The organism is Rhodococcus sp. NPDC056960 (assembly GCF_042674125.1).
In the GTDB taxonomy this organism is placed as follows: domain Bacteria; phylum Actinomycetota; class Actinomycetes; order Mycobacteriales; family Mycobacteriaceae; genus Rhodococcus_F.
Window position 1 is genome coordinate 1 of sequence record NZ_JBHURF010000026.1, and the last position, 17080, is coordinate 17080.

The 17080-nt window shown below is 63.1% G+C and carries 11 protein-coding genes and 2 pseudogenes; 4 read left to right on the forward strand and 9 right to left on the reverse strand.

Annotated elements, in window-relative coordinates; genetic code table 11:
• Positions 1-459 precede the first annotated feature (459 nt).
• The 7 genes from ACFTWF_RS33540 to ACFTWF_RS33570 form a co-directional block, all read right to left on the reverse strand.
• A complete protein-coding gene (locus ACFTWF_RS33540; RefSeq protein WP_378465398.1) occupies positions 460-1443 on the reverse strand; it encodes an NADPH:quinone oxidoreductase family protein in 984 nt (327 codons plus the stop codon).
• Entirely contained in the window at positions 1440-2723 is a 1284-nt protein-coding gene (locus tag ACFTWF_RS33545) for an acyl-CoA dehydrogenase family protein (protein ID WP_378465399.1), read from the reverse strand. Before ACFTWF_RS33545 ends, ACFTWF_RS33540 begins: the two co-directional genes overlap by 4 nt.
• Positions 2724-2931: 208 nt before the next feature.
• A complete protein-coding gene (locus ACFTWF_RS33550) occupies positions 2932-3222 on the reverse strand; it encodes a hypothetical protein (protein ID WP_378465400.1) in 291 nt (96 codons plus the stop codon).
• Positions 3219-4313, reverse strand: coding sequence for an acyl-CoA dehydrogenase family protein (locus ACFTWF_RS33555; protein ID WP_378465401.1), 1095 nt, complete (start codon positions 4311-4313; stop codon positions 3219-3221). Before ACFTWF_RS33555 ends, ACFTWF_RS33550 begins: the two co-directional genes overlap by 4 nt.
• A 4-nt stretch (positions 4314-4317) precedes the next feature.
• Positions 4318-5493: an acyl-CoA dehydrogenase family protein gene (locus ACFTWF_RS33560; RefSeq protein WP_378465402.1), complete on the reverse strand. Its 1176-nt coding sequence runs from the start codon at positions 5491-5493 to the stop codon at positions 4318-4320.
• Positions 5490-6272 (reverse strand): enoyl-CoA hydratase-related protein, encoded by a 783-nt coding sequence (locus ACFTWF_RS33565; protein WP_378465403.1) that lies wholly within the window; start codon positions 6270-6272, stop codon positions 5490-5492. The genes ACFTWF_RS33560 and ACFTWF_RS33565 overlap by 4 nt, the downstream gene beginning before the upstream one ends.
• Before the next feature lie 89 nt (positions 6273-6361).
• On the reverse strand, positions 6362-7450 hold the full coding sequence (locus ACFTWF_RS33570) for a homogentisate 1,2-dioxygenase (RefSeq protein WP_378465404.1): 1089 nt from the start codon (positions 7448-7450) through the stop codon (positions 6362-6364).
• Positions 7451-8760: 1310 nt separating this feature from the next.
• On the opposite strand from ACFTWF_RS33570, the gene ACFTWF_RS33575 reads away from it, so the two are divergent.
• The 3 genes from ACFTWF_RS33575 to ACFTWF_RS33585 all read left to right on the forward strand — a co-directional run bounded on the left by ACFTWF_RS33575 (position 8761) and on the right by ACFTWF_RS33585 (position 12484).
• Positions 8761-10011, forward strand: a complete 1251-nt coding sequence (locus tag ACFTWF_RS33575) for a CaiB/BaiF CoA transferase family protein (RefSeq protein ID WP_378465405.1) — start codon at positions 8761-8763, stop codon at positions 10009-10011.
• Positions 10008-10946: a hydroxymethylglutaryl-CoA lyase gene (locus ACFTWF_RS33580; protein ID WP_378465406.1), complete on the forward strand. Its 939-nt coding sequence runs from the start codon at positions 10008-10010 to the stop codon at positions 10944-10946. Before ACFTWF_RS33575 ends, ACFTWF_RS33580 begins: the two co-directional genes overlap by 4 nt.
• Positions 10947-11362: 416 nt before the next feature.
• Positions 11363-12484: a zinc-binding dehydrogenase gene (locus tag ACFTWF_RS33585; RefSeq protein ID WP_378465407.1), complete on the forward strand. Its 1122-nt coding sequence runs from the start codon at positions 11363-11365 to the stop codon at positions 12482-12484.
• 16 nt (positions 12485-12500) lie between these two features.
• Here the strand turns inward: ACFTWF_RS33585 and ACFTWF_RS33590 are convergent.
• Positions 12501-12833: pseudogene (locus ACFTWF_RS33590) on the reverse strand (helix-turn-helix domain-containing protein); the annotation flags it as partial.
• A 382-nt stretch (positions 12834-13215) separates the two neighbouring features.
• Here ACFTWF_RS33590 and ACFTWF_RS33595 point away from each other — a divergent pair.
• On the forward strand, positions 13216-15174 hold the full coding sequence (locus tag ACFTWF_RS33595; RefSeq protein ID WP_378465408.1) for an aconitate hydratase: 1959 nt from the start codon (positions 13216-13218) through the stop codon (positions 15172-15174).
• A gap of 660 nt (positions 15175-15834) precedes the next feature.
• On the opposite strand, the pseudogene ACFTWF_RS33600 reads toward ACFTWF_RS33595, so the two are convergent.
• Positions 15835-16450: pseudogene (locus ACFTWF_RS33600) on the reverse strand (AAA family ATPase); the annotation flags it as partial.
• Between the last annotated feature and the right edge of the window lie 630 nt (positions 16451-17080).

The following is a 17080-nucleotide window of genomic DNA, read 5'->3' on the forward strand; positions in this document are numbered from 1 at the left end:
TGCTCGATGCCGCCCGCGCCGGCGGGCACGACCGAAGATCGGATGTCGTTCGTCGCCACCTTGCGGATCACCCGCCGATCGCTGTCACACAGCGCTTTCCCCTCACGACCGTAACGCCGCCGTGGCATTGTGGCGCTACGCGAGCGACAAGCTCCTGCATCGCGTCAATCCGGTTCGTTGACCGCGGTCCCATCCCCGCGTGGGCAAACGCAAAGTCCTCGAGTGGCCAGGCCAAACGCTCACACCACCAACACCATCCCGAACGAAACACGCAGCGGTGTGCCCAGTTCAGGGGACTAACTGAACAGTATTGCACGTAACTCGGACTCGACAGGCTCGTCGTCGAGGGACTGACGATCCTGTCGAGTCCGAGCAGAGGTCACCGATTACGAGTGTGCACTACCCTTCTGCCGGACCCGCCGAGGCTTCAGATCCGTGTATCCATCGCGTGATGAAGGATCAGTCGGTGTTATCTGCAGTGAACGTGATCGCAACCCGACCTACCGCTTGACGCTCAGCAATAGCAGAGATCGCTTCGCGGACATCGCTGTAGTCGAAGACAGTTGCCTTCGTCGGGCGCCGAGGTCCTGAGGCCAGCAACCTCGTCACTGCCGCCCACTGCCTACTCAGCTCACCAGGGTGACCCTGCATGAATTGGCCAGTCGCGACGCCGATCAGCGACAGATTGTTGAGCAACAGACGATTGACCTTGACCTCGGGTATCTTCCCGGCGGTAAATCCCATGATCAGGTAACGTCCGCTGGGCCGCAGGACCCGCAGACTGTCGATCAGCCGATCTCCGCCGACCGGGTCGAACACGATGTCGACGTTGCGCTCACCTATCAGATCCACGAGGGACGCTCTCCAGTCATGTTCCATGACGACGTGGTCCGCGCCGTGCCGCTGCGCGTACTCGGCCTTGGCGGTTGAGCTGACAACAGCGACTGTCACCATCCCGAGGGCACGTCCCAATTCGATCGCCGCGCTGCCCAGCCCCCCTGCCGCTCCGTGAACGAGGAGAGTCTCCCTTGAGGTCGCCTGAGCCCGAGTGACCAGGCCGAAGTGAGCCGCGACGTAATTGACCAGCATCGACGATGCTTCAGCTGCCGAGATACCTTCCGGCACGGCGAATACCGAGTCAGCAGGAACAGAGATGTGCTCTTGCCAGCTACCGTCAGGGGTCAGCGCGATAACGCGTTGACCCGTCTCCACTCCTGAGCCGGGCGGAGCCTCCCTAACGATGCCCACGGCCTCCACGCCGGGCACGAACGGATACTGCCGCACATGCTGATAGCGGCCCTCGATCGTCAGAACATCCGGATAGGTGACGCCAGCCACCTCCACGTCGATGCTTACGCCGTGCTCAACGGGAACCAACTGATGATCGTCGACTGCTTCGAGGCTGAGTCCGGTCTCTGACTCGGACACGACGACTGCCTTCATCGCGAAGTCACCTCCGGGTACCGGTTCATCACAACGGCCAGGCGATCGGCGACAAGCTCAGTCGGCCATTCCGTCGGCGCCGGTGTGGCGTCCTTGAGGAGCGACTTGGCGAGATTGAGCTTATGCACCTCGACGGGTCCGTCGGCGAGATTGAGGACGTGAACTTGTCTCAACCATTCCCACAGTGGCAGTTGGTTGCTGATACCCAGCGCACCGTGGATCTGGATACAGCGGGATACCACATCCTGCAGAGCCTGCGGAGCTGCGAACTTCACACCTGCGATCACCCGCCGGGCTTCAATCTCGCCGCCCTCGTCCACCACCCAAGCAGCATGCAGAACCTGCAGCCGAAACCGGTGCAAAGCTGCCCATGCATCAGCGATCTGCTCCTGCACTAGCTGCATGTCAGCGAGTCGCGCACCCTTGGCCGTCCTGCTGACCGCGCGCTCAAGCATCATCTCGAATGCCCGTCGGCACAAGCCCACGGTTCGCATAGCGTGGTGGAGCCTGCCGCCACCGAGACGGGTTTGCGCGACGGCAAAAGCATCGCCCTCACGACCCAGCATATTGCTTGCTGGCACGCGAACCCCGTCGAAACGCAGCAGGGCGTGACTTCCCTCACCGAGAGGATCACCGCCGAGGCCAAAGTGTCGTTCGATGGTAAGCCCTGGTGTATCCGCCTCGACCAGGAACATACTCATGCCCTGGTAGATCGGCAGGGACGGGTTGGTAACCGCCATGACGATAAAGAACGCAGCGGTTTTTGCATTGGAAGCGAAGAACTTGTGTCCGTCGATCACCCACGAGTCCCCGTCCGGCCCGGCGGTTGTCGTGAAGACGCCGGGATCTGCTCCTCCTTGCGGCTCTGTCATCGCGTAGCAGGAGAAAATTTCGCCGTTGAGTAGAGGATTCAGGAATCGGTTCTTCTGCTCCTCGGTGCCGTAGACAGCGAGGATCTCGGCATTGCCGGTGTCCGGCGCCTGGGTTCCGAAGATCGTCGGCGCCCACCACGAGCGGCCGAGTACCTCGTTGAGCAGAGCGAGTTGCACCGCACTTGCGCCGGAACCACCAAGCCGCGGCGGCAGATGGTAGGCCCACAGACCTTGATCGCGCACCTGCTTCTTGAGCGGGTCAATGATCGCCGACATCTGCGGAGTCGGCGGCGTGTAGTGCAGATCGGGAAGCAGCAGGTCGAGCGGCTCGACCTCATTAATCACGAAATTCCGAGCCCAGTCCAGCTTCTGGGCGAACTCGGGGTCGGTCGAGAAGCTCCACACCATGGTTACTAGTCCTCCTTCTACACGTCCCAATAATAAAACACCGATAGGTAATGCTGCTCAATCTGGCGTCCGAACCCGACCGCCGCGCCGCACTCGGACATCGGTCACGAATCCGACAGGCCGTCCTTGATCAGACCTGCCGCTGGTGGAAGAAGATGCTGTTCTCCACCAGACGACCGTTGCGCAGGGTGATTTGGACAGCCAGCATTCAGATTTTTCCGGTCTTGACTTCCGGGGCGAGATGTGCGGCGAAGACGGTATCTCCGTCGGGGACGGGCAACTGCAGTTTCGATGCTGCCATATCGAGGTCCTTGTTGAACTTGGCGGCCAGCGCCGGGAAGGCTTCACGGCCACTGTAGCTGCCGCAGTAGGCAATGAACGGCAGTTGATGGATCACAATCTTCTCGAAGAATCGTGTGACAACAGCGCGGCTCTCTCGAGTCTGTTTGTCTCGGTCCACTGTTCTTCTCCCTGTGTCCGAACTGACGTGCTCGGTCATCCAACTCCATCTTCCGTCACGAGCGTCCGCCCTGCATCGAGGAAGGATGCGCTCTCATCCCCGTACAAACCTTGGAGCGACAACACACGCAAGAACCATTGGTGGAGATCGAATTCCGCGGTGAAGGCGATGCCACCATGTATTTGCAACGCGGCCTCCCCGACTCGTCGCGCCGACTTGGAGGCGAATCCCTTGAGTGCGACGGCCGAAAGCTGGTCGCGGAGGTTCGAAGACGCCGCGTCCTCTACGTATGCCTCGAGACCAAATACGTCAAGGGTCATGTCGGCCAGAATCTGCTGGACGGGCTGGAAGGAGCCAATCGCCCGGCCGAACTGATGCCGCTGCTTGGCGTATTCGACTGACGAGTCGAGCAGGTGCCGGGACAATCCAGCAAGCTCTGCCGAAACAATTTGCCGAATTGTCGAGCGCAAGCGCACCAAGGTTTCAGACACCGGTCGGGTACCGGCAGTACGGAGAGTATCCTCTGCGCGAACCTCAACCCCCTCCAGTCGCAGGTCTGCAACCGGGAACGTGGGATCGATCGAACTTCGCGACTCGAGGTGCAGGCCGGGTGTCGTCGCAGGCAAATAGACAACGTCTGTCGAGCTACCACGATCACAGATGACGAAGAACGCATCCGCCCTCTGCGCGTACCTGACCATCGGTATCCAACCGTGAAGTCTTCCGTCGTTCTCGATAACGGCGTGTGCACGTGGATCGTTTCCCGTTGCCTCGGAATCGCCGAGCGCCACAATCGACGATCCCTCGCGCGCCTTCTTGAGTCGTGGGAGAAGAGTTTCGGGTGCATGGGGGTACAACAGCGGGAGCACAACCATGTGCTCGAGGAACGCCCCAGGAACCAGTTCGGCTCCGATCAACGAGAACAAGCCTGCAGCGGTGCTCGTGTCGAATCCCAGACCGCCGACGTCCTCGGCGAGTAGGATGTCGAACCATCCGGCGTCGGCAGCAGCCTTCCACATTTCGGTGGACCATCCGGCACGGCGGGCGTTTGCCCGGGCCTCGATGTGTCCGAAAGTACGCTCAACCATCGTCTCCGCTGCATGGACGACCTCGTCAGTCAACTCTGTCACCTGTTCACCGTCCTCGCGGGAGACCGAGAAGACGCTCAGCCACCAATGTTCTTTGGATTTGTGCGGAGCCTCCGTAGACTGAGGCCGCTCGGCCGTACAGGAACCGCTTGGTCCACCGCCGACCATGGTCAGTCGCCGGCGCTGTGCGAGTCGGACCCAGCAGGTCGAACCCCAGCCCCGTCAGCGCCTGCTCGGTACGTGTCAGCCACATCTTGTCGATCGAATCGTAGGGAGTGGGAACGGTGCCGGAGGCGAGCCGCTCGGCACTGCGTCGGGTCAGTGCCTCGAAGGCCTTGAGTTCGGCATGCAATTCACCTAAGCGCGTCAGAGCGCAGGCATCAAGCGGTTCCTCAGCGATGACTCCTACGAGGGCCGCGAGAAGGTCCCTGAAGGCCACTTCGTTCTCGAATCTGCGGCGGATCGAATAGCCAGCCCGTTCCCAACCGAGCGAGTCCATCGCCAGAGCCCACCCGCCATCGATCTCTCCTAGTACGTTCGACACCGGAACCCGGACTTCGTCGAAGAACAGCTCGTTGAACTCCGCATCGCCGTTGAGCATCGTGATGGGTTTTACCGAGACCCCGGGGGATCGCATGTCGACCAGAAGGTAAGTGATACCGCGATGGGGCCGATCGGCGTCTGAGCGGGTTCGCACCAGCAAAGCACACCAATCGGCATCGGTCGCCCAACTCGTCCAGACTTTGTGTCCGGTCACGATCAGGTAGTCCCCCTCGCGCCTTGCGGAGGTTCGAAGGGAGGCGAGATCCGAACCCGCGTCCGGCTCGGAAAACCCCTGACACCAAACCTCTTTTCCGGCCAGCAGCGGCTTGATGATTCGCTGTCGCTGCTCAGCGGTTCCGTACTTGAGAATCGTCGGACCGATCACCTCCAGGCCGATGGAACCGACGGGCTGAGGCGCGCGGGCCTTGGCGAGTTCTTCGTTGAAGGCGAGATTGTGGTGGGCGGACAGGCCGAGTCCACCGACTTCGCGTGGCCAGTGGATTCCAACCCATCCAGCAGCGTACAAAGCCTGATGCCATTCGCGTAGGAGCGGAGCCCTACCCTCGTATTCTGGCGGCAAGATGGGCACGGCTGTCCGAGAAAGCCAGTCACAGGCCCGCTGCCGGAACTCTTCGACGCTGATGCCGGCGGCCACCTTAGCGTCAGCGACGCGGGTCATCGGCGGGACTCTGACGAGTAGGCGGGCGGTCGCTGCTCCAAGGTCGCGAGGACGGCTTCTCGAGAGTCGGGGTGGCCGGAGATCTCACCGGTGAGGCTCTGCTCAAATGCATACCCCGGCTGAAGGTCCATCGTCTCAATCGCGTTGAGCGATCGCTTCGCCATTCTGAGGATCGGTCCGCTGTGTCGGGCGATGAGGCGGGCGTGCTCGCCCGCGGTTTTCATCACCTGTTCACGCGGGACGGCTTGCACAGCGCCGCCAAGCGCCACCAACTGGGCTCCGCTGAGGGGTTGCGCGGTGAAGTACATCCAGCGAACCCAGGGCTGCGGGATCAGCCGAGCGAGGTGTTTGGCACCGCCCATCACTCCGACACCGACCTCGGGTGTTCCGATACGAGCGTCCTCCGCAGTGACCACGAAGTCACACGAGGCCAGGATGGCGAGACCAGTGCCGAATGCAGCTCCCTGAACCGCACCGATCACCGGAACAGGACAGTCCTGGATCGCGAAGAACGCGGCGCGTACCTCGGCCATCCGGGCGTCGGAGTTCTCGGGTGAGAGAGTCGCGAATTCACCGAGGTCGTTGCCGGCACAGAAATGTCGACCTTCCCCCGCAAGCACGATGACCTTGACGGAAGCGTCGATCTGAAAAGGGTTGGCGAACAGCGCGCAGATTTCCCGATACATGTCTTGGCTCACCGCGTTTACAGGCGGTCGTGTCAGCCACACCGTGGCGATGGTATCGTCCACGGTCCAGCGCAAATTGGTGTAGTCGGACATGGGTGCCTTTCTTATGCACGTGAGTCATCTTGGATGGTTTCCCCACGGTGCAGGGAGGGACCGACGAGGGAGGACAAGAGACCAACTCGTCACTGAAGGAGGTCGGTGGACAGCAATCCCGGATCCAACCGCAACGGTCGACGGGACTCGAGCATGATGACCTGCCAGTTGATGCGCGGGTGGTTGTCCCATTCCCGACGCGATTTGTCCCGGGCGCGCTGCGGGAAACCGTGGTGGATGCCCTGCGGGTCGTGGGAAATCTGACCTTTGACCAACGGACGTCCGAGAGCGTCGCCTCCGTGAATGAAGGCAATCTCGTCATAGTCGGCATTGCGGTGGTACCACGGGATCCTCTCGACGCCCTCGACCGACTCGAACGGCCGTGGCAGCAGGTTGATGATGTTGACACCCTCGGCGATGAGGAAGACGTGCATCGACGGTGGGAGATGCAAGGTGTCGGACATGATCACATTCCAGTCGCGGATATTGAACGCGAGCGGAAAGTAGTCGCCCTTCCAACCTGCAACATCGAACGGATGATTCGACAGCATCAGCGTTGAGTACTCCCCGTCGTATTTCACCTGGAGTTCCACCTCCCCCCCCACTAACTGGGTTTCACAGGGCTCCGGTACGCGGACCACATCCGGGTCGAACGGCGCCTGCCTGCCCAGTCCGGTATAGGTCGGAGCACGAAGCTCGCCAACGGTCTCGATCCCGAGCGCATGGATCGGCCCGGATGTGATCACCCAGCGGTGCGTCACCGCCTTGGGGATCACCACATAGTCCCCAGGGCCGAACTCCACCGGGCCAAACTCCGTCTCGACAACACCGGTCCCGACATGGATGAACCAGCACTCGTCGCCGTCGACGTTACGCCGGACAAACGGCATCGATTCGGCGCGCCGAGTCAACCACACGGTGACGTCGTCGTTGAAGAACAGACGAGCCGGCCAGCCGCGAGCATCGCTGAGATCATCGGTCTTCAGGTCTAACGATGGAAAAGACGACGACCTGAAGCGTCCTTCTCCACGAAAGACCGTCGGGTCGTTCCTGCGGTATAGGACGGCCTGGCGGCCGTCGAATCCGCCACGCCCGAGCTCGTCGTCGCGCAGATCGCCGAGGTTCCGGTGGGCCTGCCGGCTTGTCTGTCCCTTGCTGTGCTGGATGAGGGTGCGCATACGACGAACTCCCTTACTGATCGCTTGGATTCCTAAAACCAAACTATGTTGGAATATCTACGACGTCAAGATACCAACGGGCGATCTCCGACGTTGCCGGACCTCCGTGCACCCGGCGGTGAACCGCCCTCGATCGAGTGGAGGCTGTTGACCTGACAAGGAGAATGTTGGTTATGCCTGCACCGAAGAAGTACGACGCCGAGACCCAGGAACGGCCCGTCCGGATGTATCGGGACCGGCTCGACGAGCACGGCGACCCGAAGGTCAGCCGCCCGTCGCCACGTCGGTGAGTTGCTCGGCATCGCGCCGGCGACGCTGCGGAATTGGATCGGGCGGGACGAAGCCGCCCCGCCCGGGGCTGCGGCTCCAGAACCGGACGCGTCGGAGGAACTCGCTCGTCTTCGCCGGGAAGTCTCCGAATTACGCAGGGAAAATGAGATATTGCATTCCGCGAGTGCACTTTTCACCGCGCGTCGGAGGTCGCCTCCCACTACGTGGGAGGTGCCCCGCTATCTTTTCTGGACCCTTTAAACGAGGGTGACTTCCATCTGGTGGCGGACACTGGGCCGATGGTCAATCCGTTCCTATTGTCTCGGCAGCGCCGCTCCGGTCGGGTATGCGCACCACAACCCAATGGATCCGTTCCCCGGGCAACACAGCGGCCGGTATCGGCCGAAGGTCGTGACGCGGGTGCCGCGCTGCATCCCGGACCACCGGTTCGACGAGCTGCTCGCACAGCTGGGTTCGCACCGTGACCGGGCACTGGTCGCGTTCTGGGTCTCGACCGGGGCGCGGGCCTCGGAGTTGTTGGGCGCCACGCTCGCCGATGTCGACCCTGGACAACAGTTGATCACCGTGATCCCGGAAGGGAACTCGGATGTTGCAACCGTTGCCCACCGCACCGGATGCATTCGTGTGGCTTCGGCTGCATCAGGCTCAGCTGGCCGGTCTGGTGCCAGGCTGGTAGGGACGAGCCGCTGCGGTGGACGCTGCGGCGCCCGTTCCGGGAGCTGCGCTACGACGCGGCACGCGCGATGTTCACCCGCACCAACGCTACTTGGGACACCCTCCAATCTGCGGGCGGGGCGCAGTAATACGCTCCGGCTACCCCACTCGCGAGGATGATCGCGGCAACCGTCGTCCCGACGGTGCACCCTCTTGGCGGGTGGCCGCCGTATGATGACCAATTTCACAATTGGTTGCTTATATTGTGAGTTAGTACCCATAATATGGGTAACTCATGGGTGCTGATGCCCACAACGGGGATGGATGGGTGCAGTCGCCGAAATCAGTGACACCGAAGGATCACCATGCCTGACAACACCATTCGGCCGCTCGACGGCGTTCGGGTACTCGAACTGGGTAATTACATCGCCGCACCGACCGCGGGCCGGATGCTCGCCGACTTCGGCGCCGAGGTCATCAAGGTCGAGCGCCCGAAGACCGGCGACGAACTCCGCAACTGGCGCCTGTACTCCGGCGACACGTCGATGCTGTACCGCACGATCAACCGGAACAAGAAGTCGATCGTGCTGGACCTGCGCACCGAGGAGGGCCGGCAACTCGTCCTCGACCTCGCCGCCGAGTGCGACATCCTGCTGGAGAACTTCCGGCCCGGCACCCTGGAGAAGTGGGGCATCGGACCGGACGCGTTGAACGCGGCCAACCCGGACCTGGTGATCACCCGCATCTCGGCGTTCGGACAAACCGGGCCGATGTCGCAGCGGCCGGGGTTCGCCGCGGTCGCGGAGGCCGCGGGCGGATTCCGCGAACTCGTCGGCGACCCGGACCGGCCCCCGGTGCGGGTGGGAGTGTCGATCGGCGATTCGATCGCCGGACTCTACGCGGCGTTCGGGGCGGTGATGGCCCTGTTCCAGCGGGAGGCCGCGAAGGTCGCCGGAACGCAGGGCCCGTCGCTGCCGCATCGCATCATCGACGTCGCGCTCAACGAATCGATCCTGTCGATGATGGAGTCGCTGATCCCCGACTACCTCGCGTACGGCGTGAAACGCGAACGCGTCGGCGGCCGAATGGAGGGCATCGCCCCGTCGAACGCGTACATCTGCAGTGACGGCAACAGCATCATCATCGCCGGCAACGGTGACGCCATCTTCCAGCGCTACATGGAGACCATCGGCCGCCCCGATCTCGGCGCCGACCCGGACCTGGCCACCAACGCCGGACGGTGGGCGCGCCGCGACGAACTCGACACGGCGATCGGCGAGTGGACGATTCAGTACTCGCGTGACGAGGCGCTGAAGATCCTCGACACCGCCGGGGTGCCGTCGGGTCCGATCAACACGGCCGCCGACATCTGCAGCGACGAGCAGTACGCGGCCCGCAACATGATTCAGCAGTTCACCGTCGACACCGGTGAGGCCGAGCCCAAACAGGTCGGGTTCCCCGGCATCGTCCCGGTGATCGGCGGGCAGTCGCTGCCCATCCGCAACGTCGGACCGGACCTCGGTGAGCACACCCGGGAGGTCCTCGCGACACTGCTCGGCAAGACCCCGGAACAGATCGACTCCATCGTCAACGACACAGTAGGTGGCCTCTCATGACGCAGTCCTTCGAATCACGCACCATGCTGCGCGACGTCACGTTGCGCGACGGATTGCAGTTGACGGGCAAGATGCTGCCCACCACAAGGAAACTCGAGATCGCCCGGCGACTCCTCGAACTCGGTGTGCCCGCGCTCGAGATCGGCTCCATGGCCCGCCCCGACCTGGTGCCGCCGATGGCGAACACCGTCGAGGTGATCTCGGAACTGACCCCGGAGGAACTCGACCGCTGCTGGGTGTGGGTGGCCACTCCCCGGCACGTGGAGAAGGCCGCCGCCGCCGGCGCCCGCCATTTCCAGTACTGCTTCTCGGCGTCCGATTCGCACAACCAGGCGAACATCGGCCGTTCCACCGAGGACAGCCTCGCCGCGATGCCCGCCGCGATCGAACTCGCACAGGAAGTCGGCGGCAGCATCCAGCTGTGCATCGCGACGTCGTTCACCTGCCCGTTCGAGGGCCGGGTGCCGGAGCAGCGGGTGATCGACATCGCCAACGATCCGCGCGCCCACGGCGCCGTCGACGTCGTCGTCTGCGACACCCTCGGCCAGGCCGTCCCCGCCGAGGTGTACTCCCTCGTCTCCCGGGTCCGGCTCGAGACCCCGCAACGCGGCATCGTCTACCACGGGCACGACACGTGGGGTCTGGGAGTCGCGAACAGTCTCGCCGCGGTCGCGGCAGGCGCGATGACCGTCGACGGCGCCCTCGGCGGGCTCGGCGGCTGCCCGTTCGCGCCCGGCGCCAGCGGCAACACCGCCAGCGAGGACCTGCTGTTCGCCACCCGCCCGGACTGGCTGAACCCCACCACGTTCGGCTCGCTCGTGGAACTGTCCGAGAAGACCCTCGCCGAACTCGGCGAGGCCAATCGGTCCAAGGCGGCGCAGGGCGCGCGCTCCAACGCTTCCGCGTTCGAGTGGGTCATCGGCGGCGGCCGATGAGCGACGATCTCCCTGGAGACTAACACCTGCGCTTGGCTGTCAGATCGGGCTCTGGGCTCTGGCGCCGCAGCTCTCTTCGACCGACACCCGGGCAACCGGTATCGGATGGGCATCGGGAGTTGGGCGCATCGGATCTCTTGCCGGACCCCTCGTTGGTGGAGCACTGATCGCACAGGGATTCGCTCCCACCACAGTCTTTTTACTCGCCGCGGTGCCGATCACGTTGTGCGCGATGGTACTGGCAGTGCTGTCCTGGCGCCTCGCGAAAGGGATTGGCACCGTCGAGGAATCGCCGGTTCACGAGGCCGGGACGGTCGTGAATGCGGTCGGAGACAGCCGCGCCGCACAAGCAGACGTGCAGTTACGATAGGTACACCAGAAACTCCGAAAACTTCACTACACGGATAGGAACTGACATGTCGACGAAGGCAACCGCTTTGGTGCAGTACGGACCGAAGCAGATGGAGATCGAAGAGCTGGACTTCCCGAAACTCATCGAGGGATCTGCGCTGATCCGCGTCGAGGCCAACGGGATGTGTGGCACAGATGTGGATTCCTATTATGGAGATGAAATCCCCGAACAGAAATTCCCACGAATTATAGGTCACGAAATCGTCGGTGTGATCGAGGAACTCGGTCCCGGTCGAAACCCGCGTCCAGGTCTGAAGGTCGGCGACCGCGTAGCGGTAAACCCGTTCATCGGATGTGGACGGTGCACGGACTGCCTCCGGGGCGACACCATGATGTGTCGCGGTTTCGGGTTCTGGCCGTACATGCACGGTCAGTTGCCTTTGGCTGAGGCGCCCGGGTTGTGGGGCGGGTACAGCACGCACGTATACGCACATCCCAACTCCGTGCTCTACCCATTCCCTGAACACGTGAGCGGGCTTACCGCGACTCTGTGGAATCCGCTGGCGGCCGGATTCCAATGGGGAGTGATCAACGGAGGTGTGGGCTTCGGAACCAAATTGCTCATCCTCGGACCCGGCCAGCGGGGACTGGCATCGATTTTCGCTGCCCGCGCAGTCGGTGCCGAACTGATTGTGTCCACAGGCGTCATCAAGGACGAACTCAAACTGAAGCGCGCTCAGGACTTCGGGGCGGATGCGGTCATCAACGTCGAAACCGAGAACCTCGTCGAGCGCGCCAACGAACTCACCAACGGCGAGGGCTTCGACGTCATCGTCGACACCACGCCCGGGGCGACACAACCAATACGTGATGCCATCGAGGTGTTGCGGCCTTCAGGCGGCACGATCGTCCTCGCCGGCGTCAAGAACCGCCCCGTCGACGGCGTCGACGTCGACAAACTGATTATCAAGCGCGCTCGGATCGTGGGCTCGATGGGCCAAAGTCACGACTCTTATCTTCAGGCTGCACGACTGCTGGCAACCGGTCGCTTTCCGGCGATCGACGAGATGCGCACGCATGTCGTGCCATTCGACAATTTCGAACACGCGGTCAAACTGATGGTCGGCGAGGTCGAGGGCGAGAACGCTATCAACGTCGTCGTCACGCCACCTGCAGGCTTGGTGTGACCAACTACCGCTCAGCGCTGGCGGCCTCCTCGGTGACGTCGCGGATCTCCTTCAGCACCGGTGTGACGACAGCCAGCACGTCGAGACCCTTTGTTGCGGTTGCGGACCAGAACGCCATCTTCACCCCGACTCGGATCTGGTCGCTGGTGCGGTCGAGGAACTTCTGGGCCACCAGGTTGCTGACCAGGCGTTGCACCGTCGACATGGGCAGTCCCGTCTCCTGCCGGATCTGGCTCAGCGTCAACGACGGACGGGCCAGGGTGAACGCGTCGAGGATTTCCTTGATCTTGCTCAGCACCAGCAACGGCTGAGCCTTGGGCGCCAACTCGGCCCCATCTTGTGCTCGCATGCGCTCGACGATAGCCCGCACAGGGTGCCCAGTTGGCCGTGGCGCCGTCAATGCCGTTAGGTGCCAGCGCCGAGGGAGGCACAGGGCGGGAGTGCGTTTGGTGGCCGCTCGGGGGGATCGGACGCCCTCATCACCGCCGGGGCTCTGGTTGTCGTCGGATGGGCCGGTGCTCCAGATCCGCAACCCGACGGCACGGTCAGCCGTTAACGCGAAAAGTGCGCGCGGGCACCGCAGCACATATGATGCCTATAATGTGAACTACTGCTCATAATATGGGTGGAGACGTGGCGGCGGGCACTCCGTGAAGGCATTTGCTCGGGCGTGCTGCCAGCAGTACGCCAACCTCCGCACGCATACGACTTCCTCAGGAGCCTTCCCCGTCATGCACGACACCCTCACCAACAAAATCCTGCGTCGCCATCTGACGGCCGGAGAACTGATCCCCGGAACGGACATCACCGTGCGCCCGGATCAGATCCTCATTGAGGACGCCACCGGCACCATGGCCGCCATGCAGTTCGAACAACTCGAGCTGGACTGCGTGCAGGTGCCTCTCGCGGTCATGTACGTCGACCACAACGTGTTGCAGATCGACGACAAGAACATGCAGGACCACCGCTACCTGCGCACCTTCTGCGAACGTTACGGTCTGCGATATTCACCTGCCGGACACGGGATCTCGCATTACATCCACCTGGAGCGGTTCACCAAACCCGGCGAGCTGCTGTTGGGTGCGGACTCACACACCTCCACCGCAGGGGCGGTCGGCATGTTCGCCACCGGCGCCGGCGGTCTCGAGGTCGCCGTCGCCATGGGCGGATACGGATTCACCTTCCCCTGTCCCCGCGTGATCGGTGTCGAACTCGTCGGGCATCTGCCCCACGCCGTCGAACCGAAGGACATCGTCCTCGAACTCCTCCGCCGATACGGGGTACGCGGTGGCCGCGGGGCGGTGTTCGAGTTTTACGGCGAGGCTGTCGAGACGCTCAACGTCTCCGGACGGGCAACAATCGCGAACATGGTCATCGAAACCGGTGCCACCACCGCCGTCTTCCCCTCCGACCCCCAAACCCTGTCGTGGCTGACCGCCCAGGACCGTGCACAGGACTTCGAGCCGCTCACCGCCGACGCGGGCGCCGCCTACGACGAGAACATCCGCATCGACCTGACCGATCTGGTCCCTCTCATCGCCGTTCCACACTCCCCCGGCAACGTCCTACCCGTCGCCGAACTCCCCGACACCCCGATCTCCCAGATCTGCGTCGGCTCGTCGGTCAACAGCTCCTATGAAGACCTCGCCACCGTCGCCACCGCCCTACGCGGACACACCGTGCACCCCCGCGTGCAGATGACCGTCACCCCGGGATCGCGACAGATCCTGCGCACCATCATCGAATCCGGCGTCTACCAGGACCTAATGCACGCCGGCGCCCGCATGCTCGAACCCGTGTGCGGACCCTGCGTCGGAATTGGCCAGGCACCCCTGCAGGGCGCCGCGTCCCTGCGCACCTTCAACCGAAACTTCCCCGGCCGCAGCGGAACCGCCGAAGACCAGGTGTACCTGTGCAGCCCTGCCACTGCAGCCGCCTCCGCGTTGACCGGCCGCATCACCGACCCCACAAGCCTGCCATCTCACACGATCCGCCCCGCCGCCACGCCGGACACCGGCATCCACGACACCCTCATCACCGCCGTCCTTCCCGCCCAGATCCGCCAGGCCACCGTCGTCGAACGCGGACCCAACCTGGTCTCACCCCCACTACCCCAACCCTTACCCGACCACCTGCGCGCACGGGTACTAATCACTGTCGGAGACGACATCTCCACCGGAGACATGGCCCCGGACGGGGCGATCGCCATGTCCGTGTGGTCGAATATCGCCTTATGCGCGAAATTTATGTTTAACCGGCTCGACCCCGACTTTTACGATCGCGCACAGAGCTGGACCGGCGGCATTATCATCGCCGGCGACAACTACGGGCAGGGATCCTCCCGCGAACACGCCGCGCTCATCCCCGTCTACCTCGGCATCCGCGCCATCGCGGCAAAAAGCTACGCCCGTATCCATCGGCGCAACCTCATCGCCGCCGGCATCGCCCCACTCGTCCTCGCCGACGACACCCCCACACTCGACATCGGCGCCACCCTGAACGTCACCGGTCTGCGCACCGCGATCCTCGACGGGGCCGACACCATCACTGCCACCATCAACGACCGAGACCCGATCACCGTCAGCCTCGACCTCACCTTCGGCGAACGCGCAGTCCTCGCTGCCGGCGGCCTACTCGCCCACATCCGAACAGGAAACCGAACCCCAGTCCCCGACCCCACCCACATCTGAATCACAACAACATTTTTACCCGCCGAGACCGGCACGCTCCCCGCCGGGAACCGCTGAGCGGCCCGCGGCGCGGTGGGAGACATCGCGTCTCCGTGTTCCCAAGCCGCCTCGCTCCCTCCAGATTCCGCAAAGCAATCTGATTCAATCGGCGCGTTCTCCAACGTTTCCGACTGGGAAACGAGGCCGGGATGCACGGAGCCTGCCGTACCCCCACAGCTTGATAGTCGGCGTTCTCCGCAATGAATTCACACAAGGAATGTCCGAACATCGGTACGGCGACGATCGTCGGCGGAAACGCCCATTACGGCACGCCTGGTCGTGCAGTACTCGTCTCGAGACGAGTACGGCGAGTGCCCCCGCTATCGCTCCACTTTCGCCACCAAGGGCCAGAAGGACGACCCGATTGAGTTCGGAATCAAGCGTGCCCGTCTTCACACACCGCGAGGCCACGAATGGACGATCGCCCCGCACCGAACTACGGTGCGGGTCCTTCGTCACGACATTACAATGGATAATCGTCTTGCAGCGACGGTCAGCGGCTACGCTTGCGGCGCGTAACTCCAGTGTCGCCCCGCCGAGGGCGAATCTACGATCTGTTCGCAGATTTCGTCCGGTGGATTCGCCTACGAAATCCATTCGTAAATGGTTGTGTCGTTGAGACTTGATCGCGATCTGGGCGCTCCCGAGCAGCATATGCATGATGTGGCGGACGCGTTCCTGCCGGCGGGCCACGGCCTGCCGGAACGGCATCCCCGGCGTCGCCTTCATCTGCGGAACGATCCCCTCCACATCATCGACACCACCAGCATGATGCCCGGCATCGAGCATCGCCTGCTCCTGCGCCATCTGCGCCTCGTCCTTCTCCTCCGACATCCCGATCGGACCGATCATCGTGCCGTTCAGGAACTGCTTGACCACCGGCTCCTCCGAGGTCAACAACACCTCCCGCGGACCGAACATCACCAAATGCCGACGGAACAGCATCCCCGATGTTGTCCGGCACCGTCCGCGCCAGATTGATGTTGTGCGACACGATCAGAATCGTCGCATCGATTTCCGCATTGATATCGATCAACGTCTGCGAAATGAAGGTGGTACGCACCGGATCCAGACCCGAGTCCGGATCGTCCACCAAAATGAGCTGCGGATCCAGCACCAGCGCCCACGCCAACCCGGCACGCTTACGCATACCACCGGAAATCTCCCCCGGCAGCGTTTCCTCCACCCCGAGCAGACCGACCAGCTCCATCTTCTCCATCACGATCCTGCGGATCTTTCGACATCGGGCGCAGGTGGTCCAGCACGCACTCCAGCACGAGCCGCAACTCCAGCTTGGGCCAGCGCCTCTCCAAGGCAGCGATGGCGGCCGATCCCGAACGTGAGGTGTCAGGACAAGCCAGGCGGTCAATGTCGAACTCCTCGGCGTTCGCGAACTTTGAATCGCCGCCTCGCGTTCCAAGTGCCCGTACATCGCCTGCAGCACAATCACCAGGCGACCACCTCGCCCGGGATCGAGGGCCGGCCCCGAGCCGAGGGGGAATAGGTCGGCGAATAACTCCGCCGGGAACAACCGGTCCCGGTGCTCGGACAGCAACGCGAGCGCACTGCCCGGCTCCAGCAGATGCGCGGCCGCCGACTCCACATCCAGCAGTTCACGCTGCTGATCAGCATCACCCTGCACACCCACAGGATTTCAGGCACAACCGACCACCGCACCACGCCGCACGGATTGTTCAGCAGTCTCCCAGTGAGGCTTCGCCTCTGACCGCCGAGGTGGGGGCTGGTCTGAGCCGGTGGGTGCGGTCAGGCTGGATCTATGGTTGCGACGGTGACGGTACCCGATCTTCTCGACACGCATGTGGGGTTGGATATCGAGTGTCTCGATCGGATCTATCTCAACGGCTAC